Genomic DNA, 19,451 nt, shown 5'->3' with positions numbered 1-19,451 from the left:
TTCTATACCGTAAGACTTCTCCGATACAATACGCAGATCTGCCAATCAACGGACAAAAATCGCAAAACCGGCATAAAACGTTCAGAGACACACAAAAAACAATTGAGGTTTACGCAGGACTGGAAACAAGGATCCGACCGCGGCCTTCCACAGCGATTTCCGGCAGGGCGGCAGGGAGAACGGCGGTCTGCCAGGGAAGGAGGGAGATCCGGTGATCTTCCCAGCACAGGGTACAGCCTTTGGCGGTGGCACTCAGGAACTGCATTTTGCCGGTGGCCAGGGACAGCCTGCCGCCCAGGTCACAGGCATACAGCCGGAAATGCGGATCGCTGACCAGCAGCGTGCGAAGGCCGCCGGGAAGCTTTTCCACGGTTTCCCCACGGACGGGGAGGGAATTGATGTTGGAAACGGCAATTGCCTGCTCAATGTGCAGCTGACGGGGCCTGCCGTCCTTTCCGACCCGGCCCCAGTCCCAGAGACGGTAGGTGAGGTCACTGGTCTGCTGGATTTCGTAGCACCGGATGCCGGCTCCCAGGGCATGCACTGTTCCGGCGGGGATATAGAACACATCTCCCGCGTGAACCTCTGTGCGGCACAGGCAGCTTTCCAGCTTTCCTGCATCCAGGACGGACCGCAGGGACTCTCCGCGGGTGTTGATTCCGTACACCAGCTCAGCCCCGGGCGCAGCGTCCAGGATATACCATGCCTCACTCTTGCCGAGCTTGCCTTCATGGGAGAGGGCATAGCTGTCATCGGGATGGACCTGGACAGAGAGAGGCTGACGGGTGTCCAGAAACTTCAGCAGCAGCGGGAAGTCCTTTCCTTCCAGGCCGGTCAGGGATTTTCCCCAGAGGGAATGCATCTCCCGCAGCGTTTTGCCGGCATACTCCCCGCCGGAAACACAGCTTTCCAGTCCGGGCAGGGCGGAAACTTCCAGGCTTTCACCGGTGATATCCTCCGGAGTATCTTTTCCGAAAAGTTCCTTCAGGGCATGACCGCCCCAGGGAGTCTGCGAACCGTGGCGGAAGGCCGGGGTCATAACAAGCGGAAAGACATTCATGTTCATGGCATTATTCCTCATTTTGGCAACAGCAAAGCTCAGGCAGGCGGTATCCGCCTGACAGCGGGTTTTGCTGTTCAGTTGTTATATGCGGGTTCGTAAACCCGCCGGGTATTCAGAAATCAAAGGGTTCAAGCGGCAGGCCGTTCAGCCCGAACAGGCTGACAGGCGCAGCATAATCGGTCCAGGCATAACGGGCGTGAAGGGGATGCTCCACACCATCCGCCCGCAACAGCAGCCGGCTGCCGCTGATTTCCGCCTGCGCGGGAACGTAGAGACCATCCGCACCGGCAATTTCCAGCAGGCCGGGCGCGGCATCACTCCGGATCTCCACAGGAGCAGACAGGTGCACGGCAAGCGTGCTGCCCTCGGGATGGAGACCTTCCGCACGGGGGGATAGTTCACCGCTGCCGTACAGCATGACGCCGGCGAGCTCTGTCAGGCGTTCACCCACGGGGCGCTTCGCGGTGGGGTGAATGTTGCCGTATTCGCCCTGATCCAGGAGGCAGATCATTCCGGTACGGGGCACGGCATCCCGGACTGCGGCCTGCGCCTTGCGGAGCTTAGGCCAGAGGAAGGTATCCGCTGCGCCGGAATCGATCCACATGGGAAGCTGGACGAAGAGAAAGGGCAGATCTTCTTCCCGGAACCAGGTCCTCCAGGTGCGGATGAGCAGGGTGAAGAGCGCATCATAATGATCCGTTTTGGTCGTGTCCTCTTCGCCCTGGTAAAAGAGAACGGCGGTGAGGGTAACGGGAATGATTTCACGAACCATGGTTTCTGCCAGTCCGCCCGGGCGATACGGGGAACCGGGACCTGCGGGAGGAGCCCAGGGGACAAATCCGCAGGCAGCAATAACATCGTCCCAGGGCGCGCCCGGATGCTCGTGCTTATACTTTTCCGCGGTCTGGTTCCAGGCACCGAAGGTGTCCTGGAACTGTTTTTCCTCCGCCAGCCAGGTCTCCATGCTTTTGCCGCCGGCCAGCTCAGCATAATGATCCAGATAGCGGGTGCCTTCCGGATCAGTCCGGAGGGTTTTCTCATCCATCCAGCAGGTGACGGAGGTACCGCCCCAGTAGCAGCCGATGATCCCCACGGGAATATCCGGCATCCGCTCACGGAGCTTCGCGGCGAAGAAATATGCCACAGCGCTGTTGACTCCGCCGGTTCCGGGAGAGATGGCATGCCAGCGGTTTTCATCGTTTGCCTTCCGGTGATCCGGACCGGGAACTGCGATCTTTGGGACATTGAAGAACCGAAGCAGCGGATCATTATACTGTCGGATGATCTCCGGGCCTTCGTCCGCGTTGCGCAGCTCCAGTTCCATGTTGCTTTGGCCGCCGGCCAGGAAGACCTCGCCGATTGCTATATCGTCCGCTTCGGACTGCTCTTCGCCCGCAAGGATGACCAGCCGGCAGCCGGACTGTGCTTCCTGCGGGGGAAGGGTGACCAGGAAACGGGTTCCTTCCGCCTGGGCGGAGCCTTCGCCCAGCAGGATGCCGTCCCGGTTGAAAAGCCGGGCGATGACAGCCAACCCTTCGGAGACTTCCCCGAAGATCCGGATCTCTTTCCGCCGGCACAATACAGCACCGTCGGTGAACAGAGAAGCCGGTTTCAGCATGGAGCATTATCTCCTTTCATTCTTCAGGTATTCCAGGTTCCGGCGGATCAGACCGGCCCGTTGGCGGACGCAGTCCGCGCTGCGCAGGGGATCTTCGGGAGTGTTGAAAACGTAATCCTTCAGCCGCTCGATATCCGTTTCCGCCACATGCATGCGTGTGTCGGAAGAGGCATAGTAGATGTAAACCCTGCCATCGTCATCCGCGATGGCACCGTTGGTGAAGACCACATTGCTGACGTCTCCGGTACGTTCCCGGCCCAGCGGCCCCAGCAGCAGGCCGGAAGGCTCCGCGATGAGCTTTGAAGGATCCTCCAGGTCTGTGGCGAAGGCATACAGCACATATCGCAGCCCGGCAGCGGTGTTCCGAACCCCGTGGGCGATATGGATCCAGCCGCGGTCCGTTTTGATGGGCACCGCACCGGCACCGTTCTTGGCCTCGGTCAGAGTATGGTATTTCCGGCGGGAGATGATCTTTTCCTCGCCGATGACCGGATGGGTGATATCCGGGCAAAGGCCAAAGCCGATACCGCCGCCGGATCCGGTTTCGATGAAATCGTCCATCGGGCGGGTATAGAAGGCATATTGGCCGTTGACAAATTCCGGATGCAGCACCACATTCCGCTGCTGGGGAGAGTTCAGGGTGACCAGGTTGGGAAGCCGCTCCCAGTTTTCCAGGTCCTTTGTCCGGACGATCCCGGCGGCAGCCACTGCCGCGGAAAGATCAGCACTGCCGGTATCCTTGCTCTCAGAGCAGAACACCCCGTAGATCCAGCCATCTTCATGGGCGGTCAGGCGCATGTCATAGACATTGGTTTCCTGCTTTTCGGTGTCCGGAAGAATCACTGGAAAATCCCGGAAACGGAAGCCTTCGGTTGGCCGGTCACTTTCCGCCACAGCGAAAAAGCTTTTCCGGTCAGCACCTTCCACCCGGGCCACCAGGCAGTATTTCCCGTTCAGCTTAATGGCGCCGCTGTTCATTACCGCGTTGACACCCAGGCGCTGCATCATAAAGGGGTTGGTTTCGGAATCAGCGTCATACATCCAGAAGGGAGGAATATGTTCCCGGGTCAGAACCGGATTGCTGTAACGGGTATACAGGCCGTTGTAGAAGTGCTCGTTTGCCGGATTGGGGCGAGCCAGGAGACGCTCGTAGGACTCCATGAGGCTTTCAAAGCTGCGATTTTTCATACGATATCCTTGTTAATTCAGAATTAAGAATTCAGAATTCAGAATTATGCGTCCTTCGGACGTAGTAAGGGATTCCTCGACTACGCTCGGAATGACATTTAGCAGTATGCGCTCGGTTCAGCTGGAACAATTCAATTGTTCATTATTCATTGTTCATTGTTCATTTTCACAATTACTGATTCGTGAATCAGTAATTGTGAACCGCTTCATCGTCGCCGGAATGGAGGACGCTGTGGGACTTGATGTAATTCACGACTTCGTCCACGGTGGTGAAAGCAAGGCCTACATGGGTGTCCGCGGCACCGTAATAGATCGCGATGCGGCCGGTATCCCCGTCCTGCAGCGTGGCGCAGGGGAAGATGACATTGGGAACAAAGCCGGTGACCTCGTAGTTTTCTTCCGGGGTCAGCAGGTGATTGGCGCAGCGGTAAAGCACCTTGCTGGGCTCGTTGATATCCAGGATCGCGCCGCCCATGGAATAGACGAAGCCGTTGCAGGTGGTCGCAACCCCGTGGTAGAACATCAGCCAGCCTTCGCTGGTCTCAATGGGAGCCGCGCCGGCACCGATCTTCACGCTTTCCCACCATTCTCCGCCGCTGCCCATGACATGGCGGTGTTTGCCCCAGAAGGTCATATCCGGGCTCTCGCTGATGAAGATATCGCCGAAGGGAGTATGGCCGCTGTCGGACGGACGGGAGAGCAGACGGTAGGTTCCGTTGATCTTGCGGGGAAACAGAACCGCGTTCCGGTTGAAGGGAATGAAAGGATTCTCGATCCGGGTGAAGGTTTTGAAATCCGTTGTCTTTGCCATGCCGATGGAAGCACCGTAGAAATCCCCGCACCAGATGATGTAATAAGTGTCATCCACTTTCACCAGCCGGGGGTCATAGGCGTAGTGAGGCATTTTCGGATTGCCGGCTTCATCGGTAAAGGGTACTTTTTCCCGTTCCACATCCCAGTGGATACCGTCTTTGGAATGACCGAGATATACATAGGGGATACCGTTGATCTGTTCGCCGCGGAGCACCGCGATAAAACCGTCTTCCCACGGAACGACCGCACTGTTGAAGATGCGGGCGATCTCAGGGGTGGGATTCCGGCCCATGACGGGGTTTTCGGAATAACGCCAGACAGGAGATTCTGTTTTCAGCCCCGCAGGACGCTCCTGCCAGGGAATGTTGGGGAGAGAAGAGACATTCAGCATTTTGATATCTGCCATGTGTTTGTACTCCTTGTGTTTGATTATTAATTCATAATTCTGCGATCGCCGTTACCAAAGCCGCTTCACGCCTTTGACGGCTGTAGCATGGGAACTGTTACCCAAATCATAGATTTGGACAACTCCTCAACAATTATGAATTGCTGAACCAATTGGTCTGATCTGAGGATTGTATAATTACCATTATGCTGCTGATAAACGATGAATGCGGAGATAAACACTATTCATTATGAATTATGAATTCAAAAATTCCCGAAGGGAATTTCTGATCCCCTGTATACCGGCTGACCGCCGACCACCAGGCGGCCGAAGGGTTTCCGTTCACCGGCACAGCGTTCCATCAGCGCCTTGACCGCCAGCTCGATCATTCCATCCGTATCGATCCGGAAGGTGCTCAGCGGTACATCATTTGCGCTGCCCTGGGGGAAATCATCAAAGCCCGTGATTGAGATATCCTCCGGTACCCGATAGCCTTTTTCCTGCAGCAGGCTGATCATCATCCGGGCGGTGATGTCGCAGTTGCAGACAAAAGCTGTCGGGAGTTCTTCGGGCAGAACAGGCTTCACCAGCCCGCCGGTCAGCTCGCGGTCGGGGATGATCCAGTCCTCCCGTACCTGAAGGTCATTGACCAGCATGGCGCGGTAGTATCCCAGAAAACGGTCCATGATGCTGCTGGTGGCTTTGATATTCCCTACGAAACCGATCTTCGTGTGTCCCCGGCGGATCAGGTGGCTGGTAAGCCGGTATGTGCCGTAGCTGTTATCCCCGGCTACAGCATCGGCATTGGCCTGCTCGTCATAGAAGTCCAGGAACACGATGGGTACGCCCGCCTGGGCGATCTTCCGGTAATAGGGCTTGGCAGGCTCACCCAGCAGGATCAGCCCGTCCGCGTGGCCGGCAGTCAGCAGGTTCGGCAGGGCAAACTGCTTTTCCACTTCTGTGGTCAGAATCTCCAGCAGGCCGAAATGTCCCATATCCTCCAGCTTTTTAATCAGCCGCTTGCAGAGGATCGCGTAATAGGAATCCGGTTCAAAGTACTTGTCCGGAATGAGGATGCCGATCTCCATGTGCTCCGGGAGGATGACACGGCTGTTCCGGGGATACTCGTATCCCATCTCCCCGGCTTTCTTCATTATCTTGGAGCGAAGCTTGTCGCTCATGCCCGGCTTTCCGGCCAAGGCTTTGGATACGGTTACTGCACTGGTGCCTACAGCGCGGGCAATATCCCGCATGGTTGCTCTTTTCATATGCTTCTCCAGTCCTTTTCCGCCGGATCTTACAGGATACCCGGCAATCCACCTCCTATCAGGCGCAGACACATCCTGCCGTTGTGATAGGGGCATTTCCATTCTTCCACCATTGGTTTTCCGAGGGAGCTGCCATCCTCCCGCAGTTCATTGAACCATTCGCTGCCTTCCCGGGGATCCACGGTCATCCGGCGGATATATTCCCACTGGGTTTTCATCCTGCTGAGCCATACCGGATCCTGTGTCATCTCCCAGCCGCAGGCAAATCCCAACATAGCCTCCGCCTGGGGCCACCAGGCACGGACTGTGTTCACCCGGCCGTTTACGGACTCATAGTGAAACCCGTGATCGGTAAAGGCGCGGTCCGCGGCACTTTGGAGCAGGTCCAGACACATGACGTCCAGGGAAGCCTGTTCCGCTTCGGGAAGCAGGGCTTTCGCGGCATCCCGGAGCAGCCAGCCGGCCTCGATGTCGTGACCGTAGCTCTGCATGTCCAGCAGGGGACGGAATGACGCGTCAAAGAACACTTCCAAGCGGTGCTTTTCCGGATTCCAGACCTGGTTCAGGCACTGGCGAAGCGCTGCGGCTCCGGCGGACCGGACGGCTTCATCCGGATAAGCCCGATACAGTTCCGCGTACGCTTCGATGACGTGCAGGAGCGTGTTCATGGTCCGGGAAGCCATGACACCGTTTTCGCTCAGCTTTTCATTGCCTTCGGGTGTGAAATCCGCCTTTTGAGCCTCCAGGTAGCCGCCCTTGTCCCGGCATTTGCGCTCGATGACGCGGAACAGAGAACGGGCCCTGTCCAGCGCGCCGGGATTGCCGGTCAGCCGGTAATAGGCCGCAAGTCCGTATACAGCGAAGGCCTGACAATAGGTGTGCTTGGTGGTGTCCGCCGGCGTTCCGTCATAAGTAACAGACCAGAACAAGCCGCCGTTTTCCGGATCACCGAAGCGGTCCAGGAAACGATAGGCATGGTCCGCGTACACCCGCAGATCCGGCCGTTTCAGCACGGTGGCAGCCGTGGAAAAGAACCACAGGATCCGGCTGTTGAGGATGCAGCCTTTATCTGCTTTCCGGTTCAGATGTAAAGCTTCATCCATGTATCCGTAATATCCGCCGAACGCATCGTCCTTCAGGTTTTCCCAGAAGGGAAGGATCTTTGTTTCCAGATGTGAACGGATACCGGATATCAGCACTGCGGGTTCACTGTTAACCATGTTGTTAACCTCACAATTTCATTATAGGGAAATGACGGTTTCTGTCAATCGCCGGAAGGGTATCAGCCTTTTACGGAACCGCTTGCAAGCCCGGCATAGACCTGCTTCTGGAAGACCAGGAAGATGATCAGACTGGGAATCAGCGTCAGCAGGACGCCGGCGCAGATGATGTTGTAGGAGCTCTTGAAAGGACCGGAGAAGGAATAGAGCGCGGTGGAAATGGTGCGCCAGGAATTGGACTGGAGATAAAGATTGGCGCTGTAATACTCATTGTAGACGCCCACACCCTTCAGCACGGCTACGGTGATGATGGCCGGTTTGGTCAGGGGAAGCAGGATTTTGAAAAACACCCCGAAGTAGGTGCAGCCCTCCAGCACGGCGGATTCATCCAGCGCACCGTCCAGGTTTTCAAAATACTGGAGGAAGATATAAATGGAGATGACATCCGTTCCGCTCATGAGGATCATATAGCCCACGATGGAGTTCAGGAACCCCAGGTCCTTCATGATCTGATAGGTGGTGACCTGCATGGCGATGCCGGGGATCAGGGTGGCGATCATGAACAGATTGCGGATGAGGCTGTTGCCCGGGAACCGGAAGCGGTTCAGCACATAGGCCAGCATGGAACCCATCATGACGGAAACGGTGACCACGACGATGACCACGGAGGCGGAGGTCAGGAATGCCCGGAGCATATCACCCTGCGTCCAGACCTGGGCATAGTTGCCGAAGTTGAACCAGTTCCGCGGAAGCGCCATGGCATTGGTGGTGGCATATTCCTCCGCGCCTTTGAAGGAGGTGGTGAAGGAAGACCAGATGGGCAGCAGCGCGATAAAGCAGGCCAGGAGCAGAGCAAAATATTCCAGTCCGCGGATGACGGAACGTTTGATCCGTGAACTCCGGTTGGTGTCCCGCACCGCATGAGTCACAACAGACATTTGCGCAGCCTCCCTTCTTTACCACAACGCCTTGGCCTTGTTGGCCCTGGCGTTGAAGGTGCTTTCGGAATCCTTCATCACATAGCGGAAGAACAGGCGCTGCAGCACGGTAAACAGCAGAATCAGCGCCATGAGCACCATGGCCATGGCACAGGCCTGACCGACCTTCTGGGAAACATGCGCCATCTGGTGGATCTTGATGAAGAAGGTGGCGGTGCCGTTGGCTCCCATGCTGCCGACCACGTAAGCCGGTTCAAAGGCGGAGAGAGAGCCGGTAATGGAAAGGATCAGATTCAGCATGAAGACGGTTTTGATTCCCGGCAGGATGATGGCCTTGAACTGCTGCCAGCGGTTTGCGCCGTCGATGGTTGCCGCTTCATAAAGGGTGGGGTCAATGGATGCGATGGCGCCGATGAACAGCACCATGTTCTGGCCGCAGTATTTCCAGACGGAGGTGAAGACCAGGGACCAGTTGTTGACGCTCTGATCCCGCAGCCAGTAGGGAAGGCGTTCCAGCGGGAAACCGAGCGTCTGCAGGACGGTGTCCAGGACAAAACCATGAGTGTAGAAATACTTGAAGATGTAGCCGATGGCGATACCGTTGACCAGGAAGGGGAAGAACAGGATCGCCTTATAGATCCCTGATCCCCGGAGACGTTCCAGGCTGAGGACGGACGCAAAGAAAAGGGCCAGGGCCAGCTGTACCACCGCACCGGCCATGTAATACAGGCTCAGCAGCATGGCATCCACATACTCGGGCTTGGTAAAAATACGCAGGTAATTGTCAAAGCCGACAAAGCCCTTGTCTTTTGTATAGCTCATGTTGTGGAAGCTGAACTGGATCATCTTCACGAAGGGAACATAAGTGAACAGGATCAGCAGAAACAGCGGAACCACGGCAAACAGGAAGATCACCAGCATCTTCTGGGTGTTGATTTTCCTTCTGCGCAGATTCGGCTGAACTGTACCGATGATACTCACTGGGAACACACCTCCCTGGTGTTGCACGGTTGAAAGAAGAAGGCGGGCCCGGGGGAGTGCTTTCCCGGGCCCGCCCGGTGGAGGAGACATCCGATGCGGATCGGATGATACTCGTTATGGAAGTGAAAGATTATTTGACTTCCACGTTCAGGGCAGCCTGCGCGTCGCTCCAGGCGGCGTTCCAGTCAGCCATGATGTCGTCGAAGGATTTGTCGTGGTTGAAGGCATGCTCGATGATTTCCTGCACCTTGGTGTTGCCGCCGTTGTTGAAGTTCAGTTCGGACTCGGCGTTCATTTCGCTCAGCAGGGTTTCCTCGCCGGCCACAGCGTCGGTGTCGGACAGCATGTCGATGCCATCGAAAGCAGCGTACAGGTCCGGATATTCACCGTTCTTGTCGATCGGGACGCCGCCTTCGCTGTAGGCGAAGCCGCTTTCATGGGTCAGCCACTTCAGGTAGTACAGGGAAGCCAGCTTCTCTTCATAGGAAGCCTTGGCGTTGATGCCGAAGTTGTAGTCGCCGCCGGCAGGAGCATACTGCTTTCCGTCGATGGAAACGGGGAACGCCATGTAGCCAACATCTTCCGGATGCTCGCCGCCTTCGGCGTCACGCATCTGGGTGAAGGCCCAGGAGCCCAGGACCATGGTGGCAATCTGGCCGTTGTTCAGCATCGGCTTGCAGCCTTCCCAGTCGGTGGTGGTGTAGTCGTCTTCGATCAGGCCTTCCGCCGTGGCGTCGTACAGAATCTTGTAGACGGCGTAGGGGCCGGTGCCGTTGCCCTGGTCCGCGAAGGGATCCTTGGTATGGGCCAGAACGCGGTTCATGTAGTCAGGATTGCCGGTGGCGGCCACGCCGATGTAGGCGTCCCAGGCACCCATGGTCCAGCCGGCAGCGTAGTTGGTGTACAGCGGGATGGCGTCGGTCTTTTCCTTGACGGCCTTCAGGGCGGCGATGAACTCATCGGGGGTCTTGGGCAGCTCGGTCACGCCGGCTTCCGCGAAGATCCGCTTGTTGTACAGGACGCCGTTGGCATTGCCGGTGGAAGGAACGCCGTAGCAGATGCCTTCGAAGGACTGGGTGCTCATGAAGTTATACAGGCCGTCCAGCACTTCCAGGGAGCCCAGCGGCACGAAGTACTTGGAGAGTTCGTCCTTCTGGACAGTGGGGATGCCCATGATGGTCCAGTCGGTGTTGTCAACGCGCAGCAGGGCGTTCTCGGCATAGTCGGTGATCAGTTCGTACTCGATCTCCACGTTGGGGTAGATCTTGCGGAACTCTTCCACATAACCGTTCAGTTTGTCCGGAATGTCGGTCCGGTGATAGGCAAAGTGGATTTTCGCGGTCAGATCGGCGTTCTCGCCCAGGACGATCTGATCAAAGGTGGGCAGGGTTTCTTCCGCGGAAGCGAAAGAGGCCAGGCCGAGCAGCAGGCACAGGGCCAGAACCAGAGACAGGATCTTCTTCATTAGGGTTTCCTCCTTTAAAATGATGGATATTTTATGAGCGCTTCGGCCCATATAAACGTGTTTCGCAGCTTCAGCTGCCGCCGCTCCGTACCGCGGAGCCTGTTCTTTTCTCCCGGTTTCAGAACCGGTGAGATTTCCTCCTGAATGAATTTCGTTAGGTTAACATGTAAACCTTATTTGATCATATATTAATCAATTATTGCAAGCTTGTCAATACGCCAAAACGTTGATATATAAGTGTTTGAGAGAAATGAACTTTATAAACTTAACAGAATATTGCCTTTACAAAAACCTGCACTTCAGCTCACAAAGGCTAACAGACGAGTTAACAAGAAACGAAAAATTTAACAAAAACATAACAATCACTTTGGACAGAAAAGAGAGACGGATGAAAAACGGGAATGTGAAAATCAGCCTTGACAGGCATTATGCCGCCGTTGTATAGTCATCCCAATATTTCACAGGAAGGAGCGCCGTATCATGCGACTGAACAAAACCGTATCCGCAGGATCCATTATTGCCGCGAACGCAGAAAAGCATGTCCGCTCTCATTCCGCATATCATTCTGTACCGATCAGGGAAGAATAGCCTGGCATATACATAGATAAACCAGCCGCTTATCCCTGACGGATAAGCGGCTTTTTTCATACGTGAACAACTACACAAAAATGACGGAGGATTCAGATGAACAGAACCAATCCAATGATAGCCCTGATCATGAACCGTCGGAGCTACCGCGGCCAATACAAACCGGACAGGGTACCGCGGGAGGACCTGAAGACGATCCTGGAAACGGGACTGGCTGCACCTTCCGGCTGCAACAAGCAGACTGTCAGCCTGATCGCGGTGGATGATCCGGAGATCCTGAAGCAGATCAACGCGGTGATTGACCCGCCTGTATGCGAGACGGCGCCGGCCATGATCTGCGTACTGAGCCAGCGAATCAACGCCTTCCGGGACCGGTGCTTTGCCACCCAGGACTATTCCGCGGCTATTGAGAATATGCTGCTGGCGATTTCCTCCCTGGGATACGGAAGCTGCTGGTTTGAAGGACATATTACCGATGAGGACAGGATCTGCGACCGGATCGCGGAGATCCTGAACGTGCCGGAAGGATATGAACTGGTCTGCATCCTGCCGGTGGGAAAGATGGAATCCGCGCCGAATGCGCCGAAGAAGAAGCCCTTCGCGGAGCGGGCCTGGTTCAACGGATTCGGAAAAGAAACAGAGGATGGGAAGGAATGAACGGTATGAAACTGGCAGAGCCTTCCATGGAATATGACGCGCAGATCCAGGCGTACCGGAAGGAGTTCCTGGAATACGGCGGATCCATGGACGGAACCAATTCCCTGCGGCAATATGAAAAGACGCAGGACTGGCTGGATCACCTGGAGATCCGCAGAACTCCGGAACTGCTTACCCCGGGCAGAACGCTGAGCCGGCAGTATCTGTATATTCGGGAAGAGGATGAAAAGATTGTCGGTATGTTCAGCCTCCGGCCGCAGTTCAATGAATACCTGGAAAAGTACGGCGGGAACATCGGCTATTCCGTTGTGCCGGGCGAGCGCCGGAAGGGCTATGCCACGGGCATGCTGAAGGCGGCGCTGCCACTGTGCAGGGAACTGGGCCTGAAGCGGGTGCTGATTACCTGCATCAAGGGCAACGAAGGAAGCAAAAGGACGATCCTGAATAATGGCGGTGTGTATGAATCAACCGTGTATGAACCAGATGAAAGAATCTGGCTGGAACGGTACTGGATTAACCTGGACAGGTGAGGAGGATGGCAAAATGGATTCGTTTGTGAATGAGAAGGATTTTGAACTGCTGGCGCAGGATCCGTACACCTTTGCGGTGCTGGACAGGATCCTGAGGGGGAAATGTGAACTGGTCAGGGCTGACCATCGGAAGCTGATCCTGTGCCATTCGGAAAAACAATATCCCGTATGGATCTGGACGCCGGACGGCATGATGGAAGAGGAGAAGGAAGAAGCCTGGAAACTGGCCGAATCCTGCAGGCCGCTGGAGGAAGGATACCGGATCAACATGAAATATGAACTGGCGGAGTATTTCATGAAAAAGGCGCGGGAGAAAGGTGTGGACACCGGGTACTATATGCAGATGTATGCCTATGACTGTCCTGAGCCCATCGCCCCCGGACAGCCTGCTGACGGAGAAATGTATAAATGCACGCCGGAAGACGCGGAAGAAGCTGCCGGACTCTATTCCCAGTTTACTGAGGATATCGGGGAAGAACCTCTGGGAAGTGAACGCAGCCTGGAAAAAGCCAGGGCCAGCATTACGGAAAGTGAACTTTTTTTCTGGAAGGACGAAAACGGGAAAACCACTGCCTGCTGTTCCTACAAAGTCAATCAGTGCTTTGCCTGCCTTGGACCTGTGTTTACTCTTCCGGAATACAGGAGAAGGCACTATGCCCAGCAGCTGGTTTACCTGGTGACAAAACGGCTGAAGGATAAGGGATATACGCCGATGCTGTATACCGATGCCAATTACGCGGCGTCGAATGCCTGCTATGAAAAGATCGGTTATATACTGCGCGGAAGGCTGTGCACGCTGGCTGCGGCAAATAATCAGACAGGAACGGAGGAAGGCTGATGGAATGCAGGTATATGAGGATCCAGGGCAGGGAAGACTCCTGGATCACGAAATATCCCAAGGGGATCTTTGGCATGTGCTGGCGGCTGATCATGGACGGCATGATGGAACCGGAGGATGAGAAAACTTTCAGGGCAATAGATAAATGGTTCAGGGAAAACCTTCCGGAACCGGAACAGTGCAAAAAGCAGGAGAAGGTGATCACCTTCTTCAAGACCGGAACAACCGGGGAGATGCTGAAGATGATTGAACCGGCAGTCCGTATGCTGGACAAATACGCCCGTCCGTATGACATTGTTTACACCAACGCGGTCGGAACGATCATTTATGAGGATGACTGGCAGATTGCGGTGCGTGTTGAAGGAGGAAAGATGATATAATGCTGAAGAATAATATGTTTTACGATACGGAGGATCTCCGCGACGGGGAGATCATGCTGCAACTGGAAAGAACCGCCGAAGGGAATCCGGAGAAAAACTGGGTGCCGGCCTATTACTTCGGCATCTGCCTGGCGGGCGGAACGCGGATCGGGCAGTGCGACCTGCGGATCGGCCACAATGACAGGCTGTACATCGGCGGGAACATCGGCTACGGGATCGATGAAGCCTACCGGGGTCACCATTACGCGGCGAAAGCCTGCAGACTGCTTTTCCGGCAGGCACGGAAACACGGAATGGACTATGTGATCATTACCTGTGATCCGGGCAATACCGCCTCGGCGCGGACCTGCGAGCTGGCAGGCGGGCAGTACCTGGAAACCGCGGACATCCCGGAAGATCATGATATGTATGAAAGGGGATTCCGCCAGGTGCTGGTATACCGGTTTAACCTGGATACGGAGGGAAAAGACAATGGAACGTGCTGAAAAGGTGATCCTGACCAACCTGTGTATGATCCAGGACGGCACAAAGGTACTGGTACAGGACAAGGTGGGCAAGGGAGCTGACGGGATCATTTTCCCGGGCGGCCATGTGGAGGAACATGAGGCGGTTGTGGATTCCGTCATCCGCGAGATGAAGGAAGAAACCGGTCTGACCATAGAGAACCCGAAGCTGTGCGGGATCAAGGAATGGGTGAACGAGGACGGAACGCGCTATATTGTTTTCCTGTTCAAAACCGACAAGTTTTCCGGGGAACTGACTTCATCGGAGGAAGGCCGCGTTTTCTGGCTGGAGCGGGATGAGGTCCTGAAATCCAACTGGATCTGGCAGATGGACTGCCTGCTGCGGATCATGGCGGACGGGGAATATACGGAACTGTTTTTTGATCCGGCGGATGACTGGAAACCGGTGCTGAAATAAACACGGCGGACGATTACGGAGGGAATGATATGAGTATCACCTACCGGAAACTGACGGAAGAGGATCTTGACGTTTTTATCCGCATGCGGATCGCGCAGCTTCGGGAGGAAGGTGCAAAGGAAGACGTTGACCTGGCAGAGCCGCTGACGGAGTACTATCACCGGCACCTGGCGGACGGGACTTTTGTTTCCTGGCTGGCGCTGGACGAAGGGCGGATCGTCGGTACCAGCGGCATGTCCTTTGTGGAGAAACCGCCGTATTTCAGCTGCCCCTCCGGAAGGATCGGCCTTTTGTCCAGTATGTATACTGCCCCGGCATACCGCCGCAGGGGAATCGCGAAGGAACTGCTCCGGCGGGTGACAGAGGAGGCCCGGGCATACGGCTGCGGAACGGTGCAGATCACAGCGTCTGATATGGGCGTCCTGCTGTATACAGCCTTTGGTTTCGAAAAAAACGGAAATTTTATGCAGTATAAGCTGTAACATTTTTCTTTTTCGTTCGTTAATTATTACAGAAGGCAGGTGAAACGGATGCCGGGGGATCTGGAACTGATCGTGTCGCTGAAGACCGGTGACACGGAGGCGCTTGAACAGCTGATCAGGCGCTGGCGTTCCGGGGCTGAGGCGTATGCCTGCAGCCTGCTGCATGATCCCCAGGCCGCCGAAGACGCCGTACAGGAAGCTTTCTCGCGGATCTATGCCGTACGGGAGGATCTTGACGAGCATCGTTCCTTTTCAGCCTATCTGTACACGATCGTTAAACGGATCTGTATAGATGAACTGCGAAGGAAGAAGCGATATCCAAGCCTGCCGGGAGATCTTCCGGATCCGCCTGTTCCATCCGCCGAGGCTGAATACATCAACCGGTGGGACCGGCTGAACCGGATCCATCTGCTGGCGGAGCTGGATGAAACGGACCGGAAACTGCTGACGGCTTTTTCGCTGGAAGGAAAATCCACGAAACAGATTGCCGGGGAAATGAACCTTACGGACGGCCAGGTACGGGTCCGGCTGCACCGGATCCGGAAGAAAATGAAGAAAGGAATGAAAGATGATGCGTGATGAATACCTGAACAAGATCATCCTGCGCGGGAATGAAATTACTGTCCTGGAACAGGCAGCCCTGCTCTTTCCGAAGAACACATCCGCAATCCGCTGGGCGGTAGCTGCCGCCTTCGGTATGCTGCTCACCTTTCTTCCTTCCGTCTGTACCGCCGCGCATGCCTTCTCACATATAATCTGAAAGGCTGGCAGAATGTATGGAAGAAATGAAGAAAAAGAATGTGAAAAAGAAAACGATCGGACGGGAAATCCTGGAATGGATCCTGACCATTGTCGCAGCTGTGGTGATCGCCCTGCCGCTGCGGGCTTTCGCGTTTGAGATGGTCCGGGTGGACGGATCATCCATGAATGGCACGCTCTCCAGCGGAGAGATCATGTTTGTGACCAAGTTTGATTACGCGAGTACCTGGCTTTCCCTTCCCTGGTGGGATGACAAAGGCAAGGAAGCAGCGTCCCGCATTACCACAGGCGGGGATCCGAAGCGCTTTGACGTGGTAGTCTGCCGTTATCCGGGACGGGGTGACACGAATTTCGTGAAGCGCGTTGTCGGCCTGCCGGGGGATACCGTGGAATTGCGGCAGGGCTACCTGTATGTGAACGGGGAAAGATATGAGGAACCGTATATCCTGGATGAATACCGGGGTGGCAGCCTGAACAACTTCGGACCCTATGAGGTTCCGGAGGGAGAATTCTTTGTCATGGGTGACCACCGGAACAACTCCAACGACAGCCGGTCCCAGGGTTCCCTGCCGCGGAATATGATCATCGGACACGCACGTACGGTGCTGTATCCGTTCAGCGGCATCCGCGGAATCGAATAAAGACAGATAAAGAAAGAGGGTATCGCCTGTGCGATACCCTCTTTTTATTGATGAGATCAGAAGAAACGGACAGTTTCCTCCAGGGGCTTCCGGGGTGGGGTGGCAGGCACGATATCACTCCTGCCGACCGCGATGACGGAGATGAGCTCCTCGTTTTCCGGAATGCCGAGTTTATCCCGGAGCAGGTCCACATCCCGCATGCCCATGATCAGGGTATCATAGCCGAGATCCTTGGCCGCAAGGATCAGGTAGGCGTCATGCAGACCCAGGTCGTAAATGCCCCAGCCGTTGCCGATATCATCCACGGGCTTGCCGTCCGGACCGAACCCAACGATGCCTTTGACAAAGGTGGTGACGATGAGGACTGCGTTTGCCGAGCTGTTCCGGTTAAAGGAAGGGAGCGCGGCGTCGCGCAGGGATTCCAGGATCTCCGGCGTTTCCACCACATAGCAGCGGGCTGTCTGCTGGTTCATCCAGGAGGGAGCCTGCTGCGCAGCCTTGCAGATGGCGGCCAGGTCCTCATGACTTGCGCCGGACTGATAACCCCGGACGCTCCGGCGGGCATCGATCAGTTTTCTGAATTCCATATAGGTATCCTCCCTTTATATGTTATTACTCCGGCTTTCCGGAGCTGATATCCTTTCCCGAGTATGCTTTTATCGCGGCTTCCCGGACGGTGCTCAGCGGCACATTGTGTTCTTTGGCCAGGGCAGCGATATCCTCGTATTCTGGCTTGGCTCGGCTGACGCCCATGCCGGAGGCATATTTGACCCGGACGGGGCCGTATTCCGTGCTGACGGTTTCGATCTTCCGCCGGAGGAAATACCGGCTCATATCCTGGCGGCGGATGCCCAGGGTGGTGGTATGCTTCATCATCACTTCCGCCAGGTGATCGGCGTCCTGCGAAGCACAGATGACCGACAGCAGGATACCGGGACGATTCTTTTTCATGCCGACAGGTTGGGTGTAGACATCCCGGGCACCGGCGGCAAACAGCTGGTCCATGGCGAAACCGAGGTCCTCCGCGGTCATGTCATCCAGGTTGCATTCGAGCCGGGTGATGGTTTCCCGTTCCCCCTCGCTTTCCCCCAGGAAGGCACGGACGCAGTTAGCCTGCTCAAAATCCTTTTTGCCCATGCCGTAGCCGATTGCTTCCACCGTCATGACCGGACGATCCCCGAAACGGGAAACGAAGTGTTTCAGCAGGGCGGCACCTGTGGGGGTGCAAAGCTCGCTGCTTACAGAACCTTCACAGGAAGGGATTCCCTGCAGGAGCAGTGCCGTGGCGGGGGCGGGAACCGGAAGGATGCCGTGGGCACAGTGGACATGGCCGCTGCCCGTATGGACGGGGGAGGCCATGACCCGATCCGGGGAGAGCTGCTCCATCAGGAGGCATACGCCTACCACGTCCGCCACCGCGTCCAGGGTACCCACCTCATGGAAATGGATCTCAGTGACGGGCCGGCCGTGAACCCGGCTTTCCGCATCCGCGATCAGGGCGTACACAGCCAGGGCGTCTGCTTTGACCCGGTCGGATATGTCCAGGCCGTTGATCAGCGCCTCAATATCCGCCATGGAGGCATGGTGGTGGTGCCCGTGGCTATGATCGTGATCATGATGATGCTCATGTTCATGTTCATGCCCGTGTTCGTGATGATGCTCATGCTCGTGATCGTGGTGGTGGTCATGATCATGGTGATGTTCATGCTCATGCACATCACCGGCTTCCTCTTCCACCCCGTCTACGGTGACCGTGACATGAGTACCGGTGATACCGCACTTCACGGCAGGTTCCGCAGCAACGGAAACACCGGGCAGGCCCAGGGCATTCATTTTGTCAATGAACGCCTGCCTGTCTCCGGTGAGCTCCAGCAGAGCCGCAGTCAGCATATCGCCGGCAGCGCCCATTGCGCATTCCAGGTACAGTGTTTTCATTGGACTGTTCTCCTGTTATTCAGAATCAGCCGGGCCCGCTCCAGGACCATAACAAGCAGGGGAACCAAAGCAATCTGCAGGATGATCCCGGCGAAAGGCTTGGCAAACGCCCTGACCCAGACAAAGGCCAGGAGGGCATCGTTAATCTTCACCAGCCCCAGACCGGTGAGGAAAAGGTATACGATTCCGTACACGATACGGCCGGCGAGCATGGCGCCGATCAGCGCGGCATAAATGCTCCATTTCTTTTTCGGCAGCAGCCTGTACAGCAGTCCGGAAAGGGCGCCGTACGCGGCCAGCTCAAAAGCCATCACCACCGCATCGGGAAAAATCCCGGGCATACCGTTCAGCAACGAGCTGAGCAGCGGTGCAGTAAAACCAACCACAAGCCCCCAGGACCAGCCGCACAGGAAACCGCACAGCAATACCGGGATATGCATCAGGTTCAGGGTTTTTCCGATGTCCGGGATGAGTCCGGCAATTCTGGGCATCATGACCGCCAGCGCCAGCAGTAACGCGGCGTAGGTCAGCTTTCTGATCTGCAGGGAGTTCAAGGGCAGGTCTCCTCTCATATGAACGATTTACTGGGACTGTATTCACATTATATGTATGTTATCCTCTGAAGTAAACTCTAAGTCAAGGACTGATTTCAGGCAAAAAAGTCGGAAAAGGGAATCTATTTTGCCACTTCAACCCTTTATTACGGTATCATGTAACGGTATGATGGACCTGAAAGGGGCCCGGGACCGGTGCTCCTGACAGAACTGAAAGGATAATCAGA

The 19,451-nt window shown here is 55.9% G+C and carries 22 protein-coding genes; 10 read left to right on the top strand and 12 right to left on the bottom strand.

What is annotated here, in order from left to right:
• Positions 1-109: 109 nt before the first annotated feature.
• From JYE50_RS09095 to JYE50_RS09055, 9 genes are all read right to left on the bottom strand, one after another.
• Positions 110-1,066, bottom strand: coding sequence for a type I phosphomannose isomerase catalytic subunit (locus tag JYE50_RS09095; RefSeq protein ID WP_179138264.1), 957 nt, complete (start codon positions 1,064-1,066; stop codon positions 110-112).
• Positions 1,067-1,175: 109 nt separating this feature from the next.
• Positions 1,176-2,681, bottom strand: coding sequence for a sialate O-acetylesterase (locus tag JYE50_RS09090; protein WP_084095222.1), 1,506 nt, complete (start codon positions 2,679-2,681; stop codon positions 1,176-1,178).
• 6 nt (positions 2,682-2,687) lie between these two features.
• On the bottom strand, positions 2,688-3,869 hold the full coding sequence (locus JYE50_RS09085) for a glycoside hydrolase family 130 protein (protein ID WP_084095221.1): 1,182 nt from the start codon (positions 3,867-3,869) through the stop codon (positions 2,688-2,690).
• Positions 3,870-4,056: 187 nt separating this feature from the next.
• A complete protein-coding gene (locus JYE50_RS09080) occupies positions 4,057-5,088 on the bottom strand; it encodes a glycoside hydrolase family 130 protein (protein WP_084095220.1) in 1,032 nt (343 codons plus the stop codon).
• Between the two features lie 242 nt (positions 5,089-5,330).
• Positions 5,331-6,335, bottom strand: coding sequence for a LacI family DNA-binding transcriptional regulator (locus JYE50_RS09075; RefSeq protein ID WP_179138263.1), 1,005 nt, complete (start codon positions 6,333-6,335; stop codon positions 5,331-5,333).
• 29 nt (positions 6,336-6,364) lie between these two features.
• A complete protein-coding gene (locus JYE50_RS09070) occupies positions 6,365-7,555 on the bottom strand; it encodes an AGE family epimerase/isomerase (protein ID WP_084095587.1) in 1,191 nt (396 codons plus the stop codon).
• Positions 7,556-7,617: 62 nt separating this feature from the next.
• Positions 7,618-8,493 carry a carbohydrate ABC transporter permease gene (locus JYE50_RS09065; RefSeq protein ID WP_084095218.1) on the bottom strand — a complete coding sequence of 292 codons (876 nt, stop codon included), beginning with the start codon at positions 8,491-8,493 and terminating at the stop codon, positions 7,618-7,620.
• A gap of 18 nt (positions 8,494-8,511) precedes the next feature.
• The gene (locus tag JYE50_RS09060) at positions 8,512-9,474 is read right to left on the bottom strand and encodes a carbohydrate ABC transporter permease (protein ID WP_084095217.1); all 963 of its coding nucleotides are present in this window, start codon (positions 9,472-9,474) and stop codon (positions 8,512-8,514) included.
• Between the two features lie 130 nt (positions 9,475-9,604).
• Complete coding sequence (locus JYE50_RS09055) at positions 9,605-10,939, bottom strand: ABC transporter substrate-binding protein (RefSeq protein ID WP_084095216.1); 1,335 nt, start codon at positions 10,937-10,939, stop codon at positions 9,605-9,607.
• Positions 10,940-11,623: 684 nt separating this feature from the next.
• Between JYE50_RS09055 and JYE50_RS09050 the strand changes: the two genes are divergently transcribed.
• The 10 genes from JYE50_RS09050 to lepB are packed head-to-tail and all read left to right on the top strand — an operon-like array spanning position 11,624 to position 16,735.
• Positions 11,624-12,184, top strand: a complete 561-nt coding sequence (locus JYE50_RS09050; RefSeq protein WP_084095215.1) for a nitroreductase family protein — start codon at positions 11,624-11,626, stop codon at positions 12,182-12,184.
• A complete protein-coding gene (locus JYE50_RS09045; protein ID WP_084095214.1) occupies positions 12,181-12,714 on the top strand; it encodes a GNAT family N-acetyltransferase in 534 nt (177 codons plus the stop codon). Before JYE50_RS09050 ends, JYE50_RS09045 begins: the two co-directional genes overlap by 4 nt.
• 13 nt (positions 12,715-12,727) lie before the next feature.
• Entirely contained in the window at positions 12,728-13,552 is an 825-nt protein-coding gene (locus JYE50_RS09040; protein WP_179138262.1) for a GNAT family N-acetyltransferase, read from the top strand.
• Positions 13,552-13,932 (top strand): hypothetical protein, encoded by a 381-nt coding sequence (locus tag JYE50_RS09035; protein ID WP_084095212.1) that lies wholly within the window; start codon positions 13,552-13,554, stop codon positions 13,930-13,932. The genes JYE50_RS09040 and JYE50_RS09035 overlap by 1 nt, the downstream gene beginning before the upstream one ends.
• On the top strand, positions 13,932-14,417 hold the full coding sequence (locus JYE50_RS09030) for a GNAT family N-acetyltransferase (RefSeq protein WP_283399171.1): 486 nt from the start codon (positions 13,932-13,934) through the stop codon (positions 14,415-14,417). The genes JYE50_RS09035 and JYE50_RS09030 overlap by 1 nt, the downstream gene beginning before the upstream one ends.
• Complete coding sequence (locus tag JYE50_RS09025) at positions 14,404-14,853, top strand: 8-oxo-dGTP diphosphatase (protein ID WP_084095211.1); 450 nt, start codon at positions 14,404-14,406, stop codon at positions 14,851-14,853. The genes JYE50_RS09030 and JYE50_RS09025 overlap by 14 nt, the downstream gene beginning before the upstream one ends.
• A gap of 29 nt (positions 14,854-14,882) precedes the next feature.
• Positions 14,883-15,335 (top strand): GNAT family N-acetyltransferase, encoded by a 453-nt coding sequence (locus JYE50_RS09020; protein ID WP_084095210.1) that lies wholly within the window; start codon positions 14,883-14,885, stop codon positions 15,333-15,335.
• Between the two features lie 48 nt (positions 15,336-15,383).
• Positions 15,384-15,914: an RNA polymerase sigma factor gene (locus JYE50_RS09015; RefSeq protein WP_084095209.1), complete on the top strand. Its 531-nt coding sequence runs from the start codon at positions 15,384-15,386 to the stop codon at positions 15,912-15,914.
• A complete protein-coding gene (locus JYE50_RS09010) occupies positions 15,904-16,095 on the top strand; it encodes a hypothetical protein (protein WP_143763563.1) in 192 nt (63 codons plus the stop codon). The genes JYE50_RS09015 and JYE50_RS09010 overlap by 11 nt, the downstream gene beginning before the upstream one ends.
• A 25-nt stretch (positions 16,096-16,120) precedes the next feature.
• Positions 16,121-16,735, top strand: a complete 615-nt coding sequence (gene lepB / locus JYE50_RS09005; RefSeq protein WP_179138261.1) for a signal peptidase I — start codon at positions 16,121-16,123, stop codon at positions 16,733-16,735.
• A 56-nt stretch (positions 16,736-16,791) separates the two neighbouring features.
• Here lepB and JYE50_RS09000 read toward each other — a convergent pair whose 3' ends face one another.
• Genes JYE50_RS09000 through JYE50_RS08990 form a run of 3 tightly spaced genes read right to left on the bottom strand, consistent with a single transcriptional unit; the run spans position 16,792 to position 19,224 of the window.
• Positions 16,792-17,322 carry a nitroreductase family protein gene (locus tag JYE50_RS09000; RefSeq protein WP_084095206.1) on the bottom strand — a complete coding sequence of 177 codons (531 nt, stop codon included), beginning with the start codon at positions 17,320-17,322 and terminating at the stop codon, positions 16,792-16,794.
• Positions 17,323-17,347: 25 nt separating this feature from the next.
• On the bottom strand, positions 17,348-18,670 hold the full coding sequence (larC, locus tag JYE50_RS08995; RefSeq protein WP_084095205.1) for a nickel pincer cofactor biosynthesis protein LarC: 1,323 nt from the start codon (positions 18,668-18,670) through the stop codon (positions 17,348-17,350).
• Positions 18,667-19,224, bottom strand: a complete 558-nt coding sequence (locus tag JYE50_RS08990; RefSeq protein ID WP_283399170.1) for an ECF transporter S component — start codon at positions 19,222-19,224, stop codon at positions 18,667-18,669. The genes larC and JYE50_RS08990 overlap by 4 nt, the downstream gene beginning before the upstream one ends.
• Positions 19,225-19,451 lie beyond the last annotated feature (227 nt).

Source organism: Aristaeella lactis, from assembly GCF_018118585.1.
Lineage (GTDB): Bacteria > Bacillota > Clostridia > Christensenellales > Aristaeellaceae > Aristaeella > Aristaeella lactis.
This window is presented reverse-complemented; position numbering and strand designations above follow the sequence as displayed.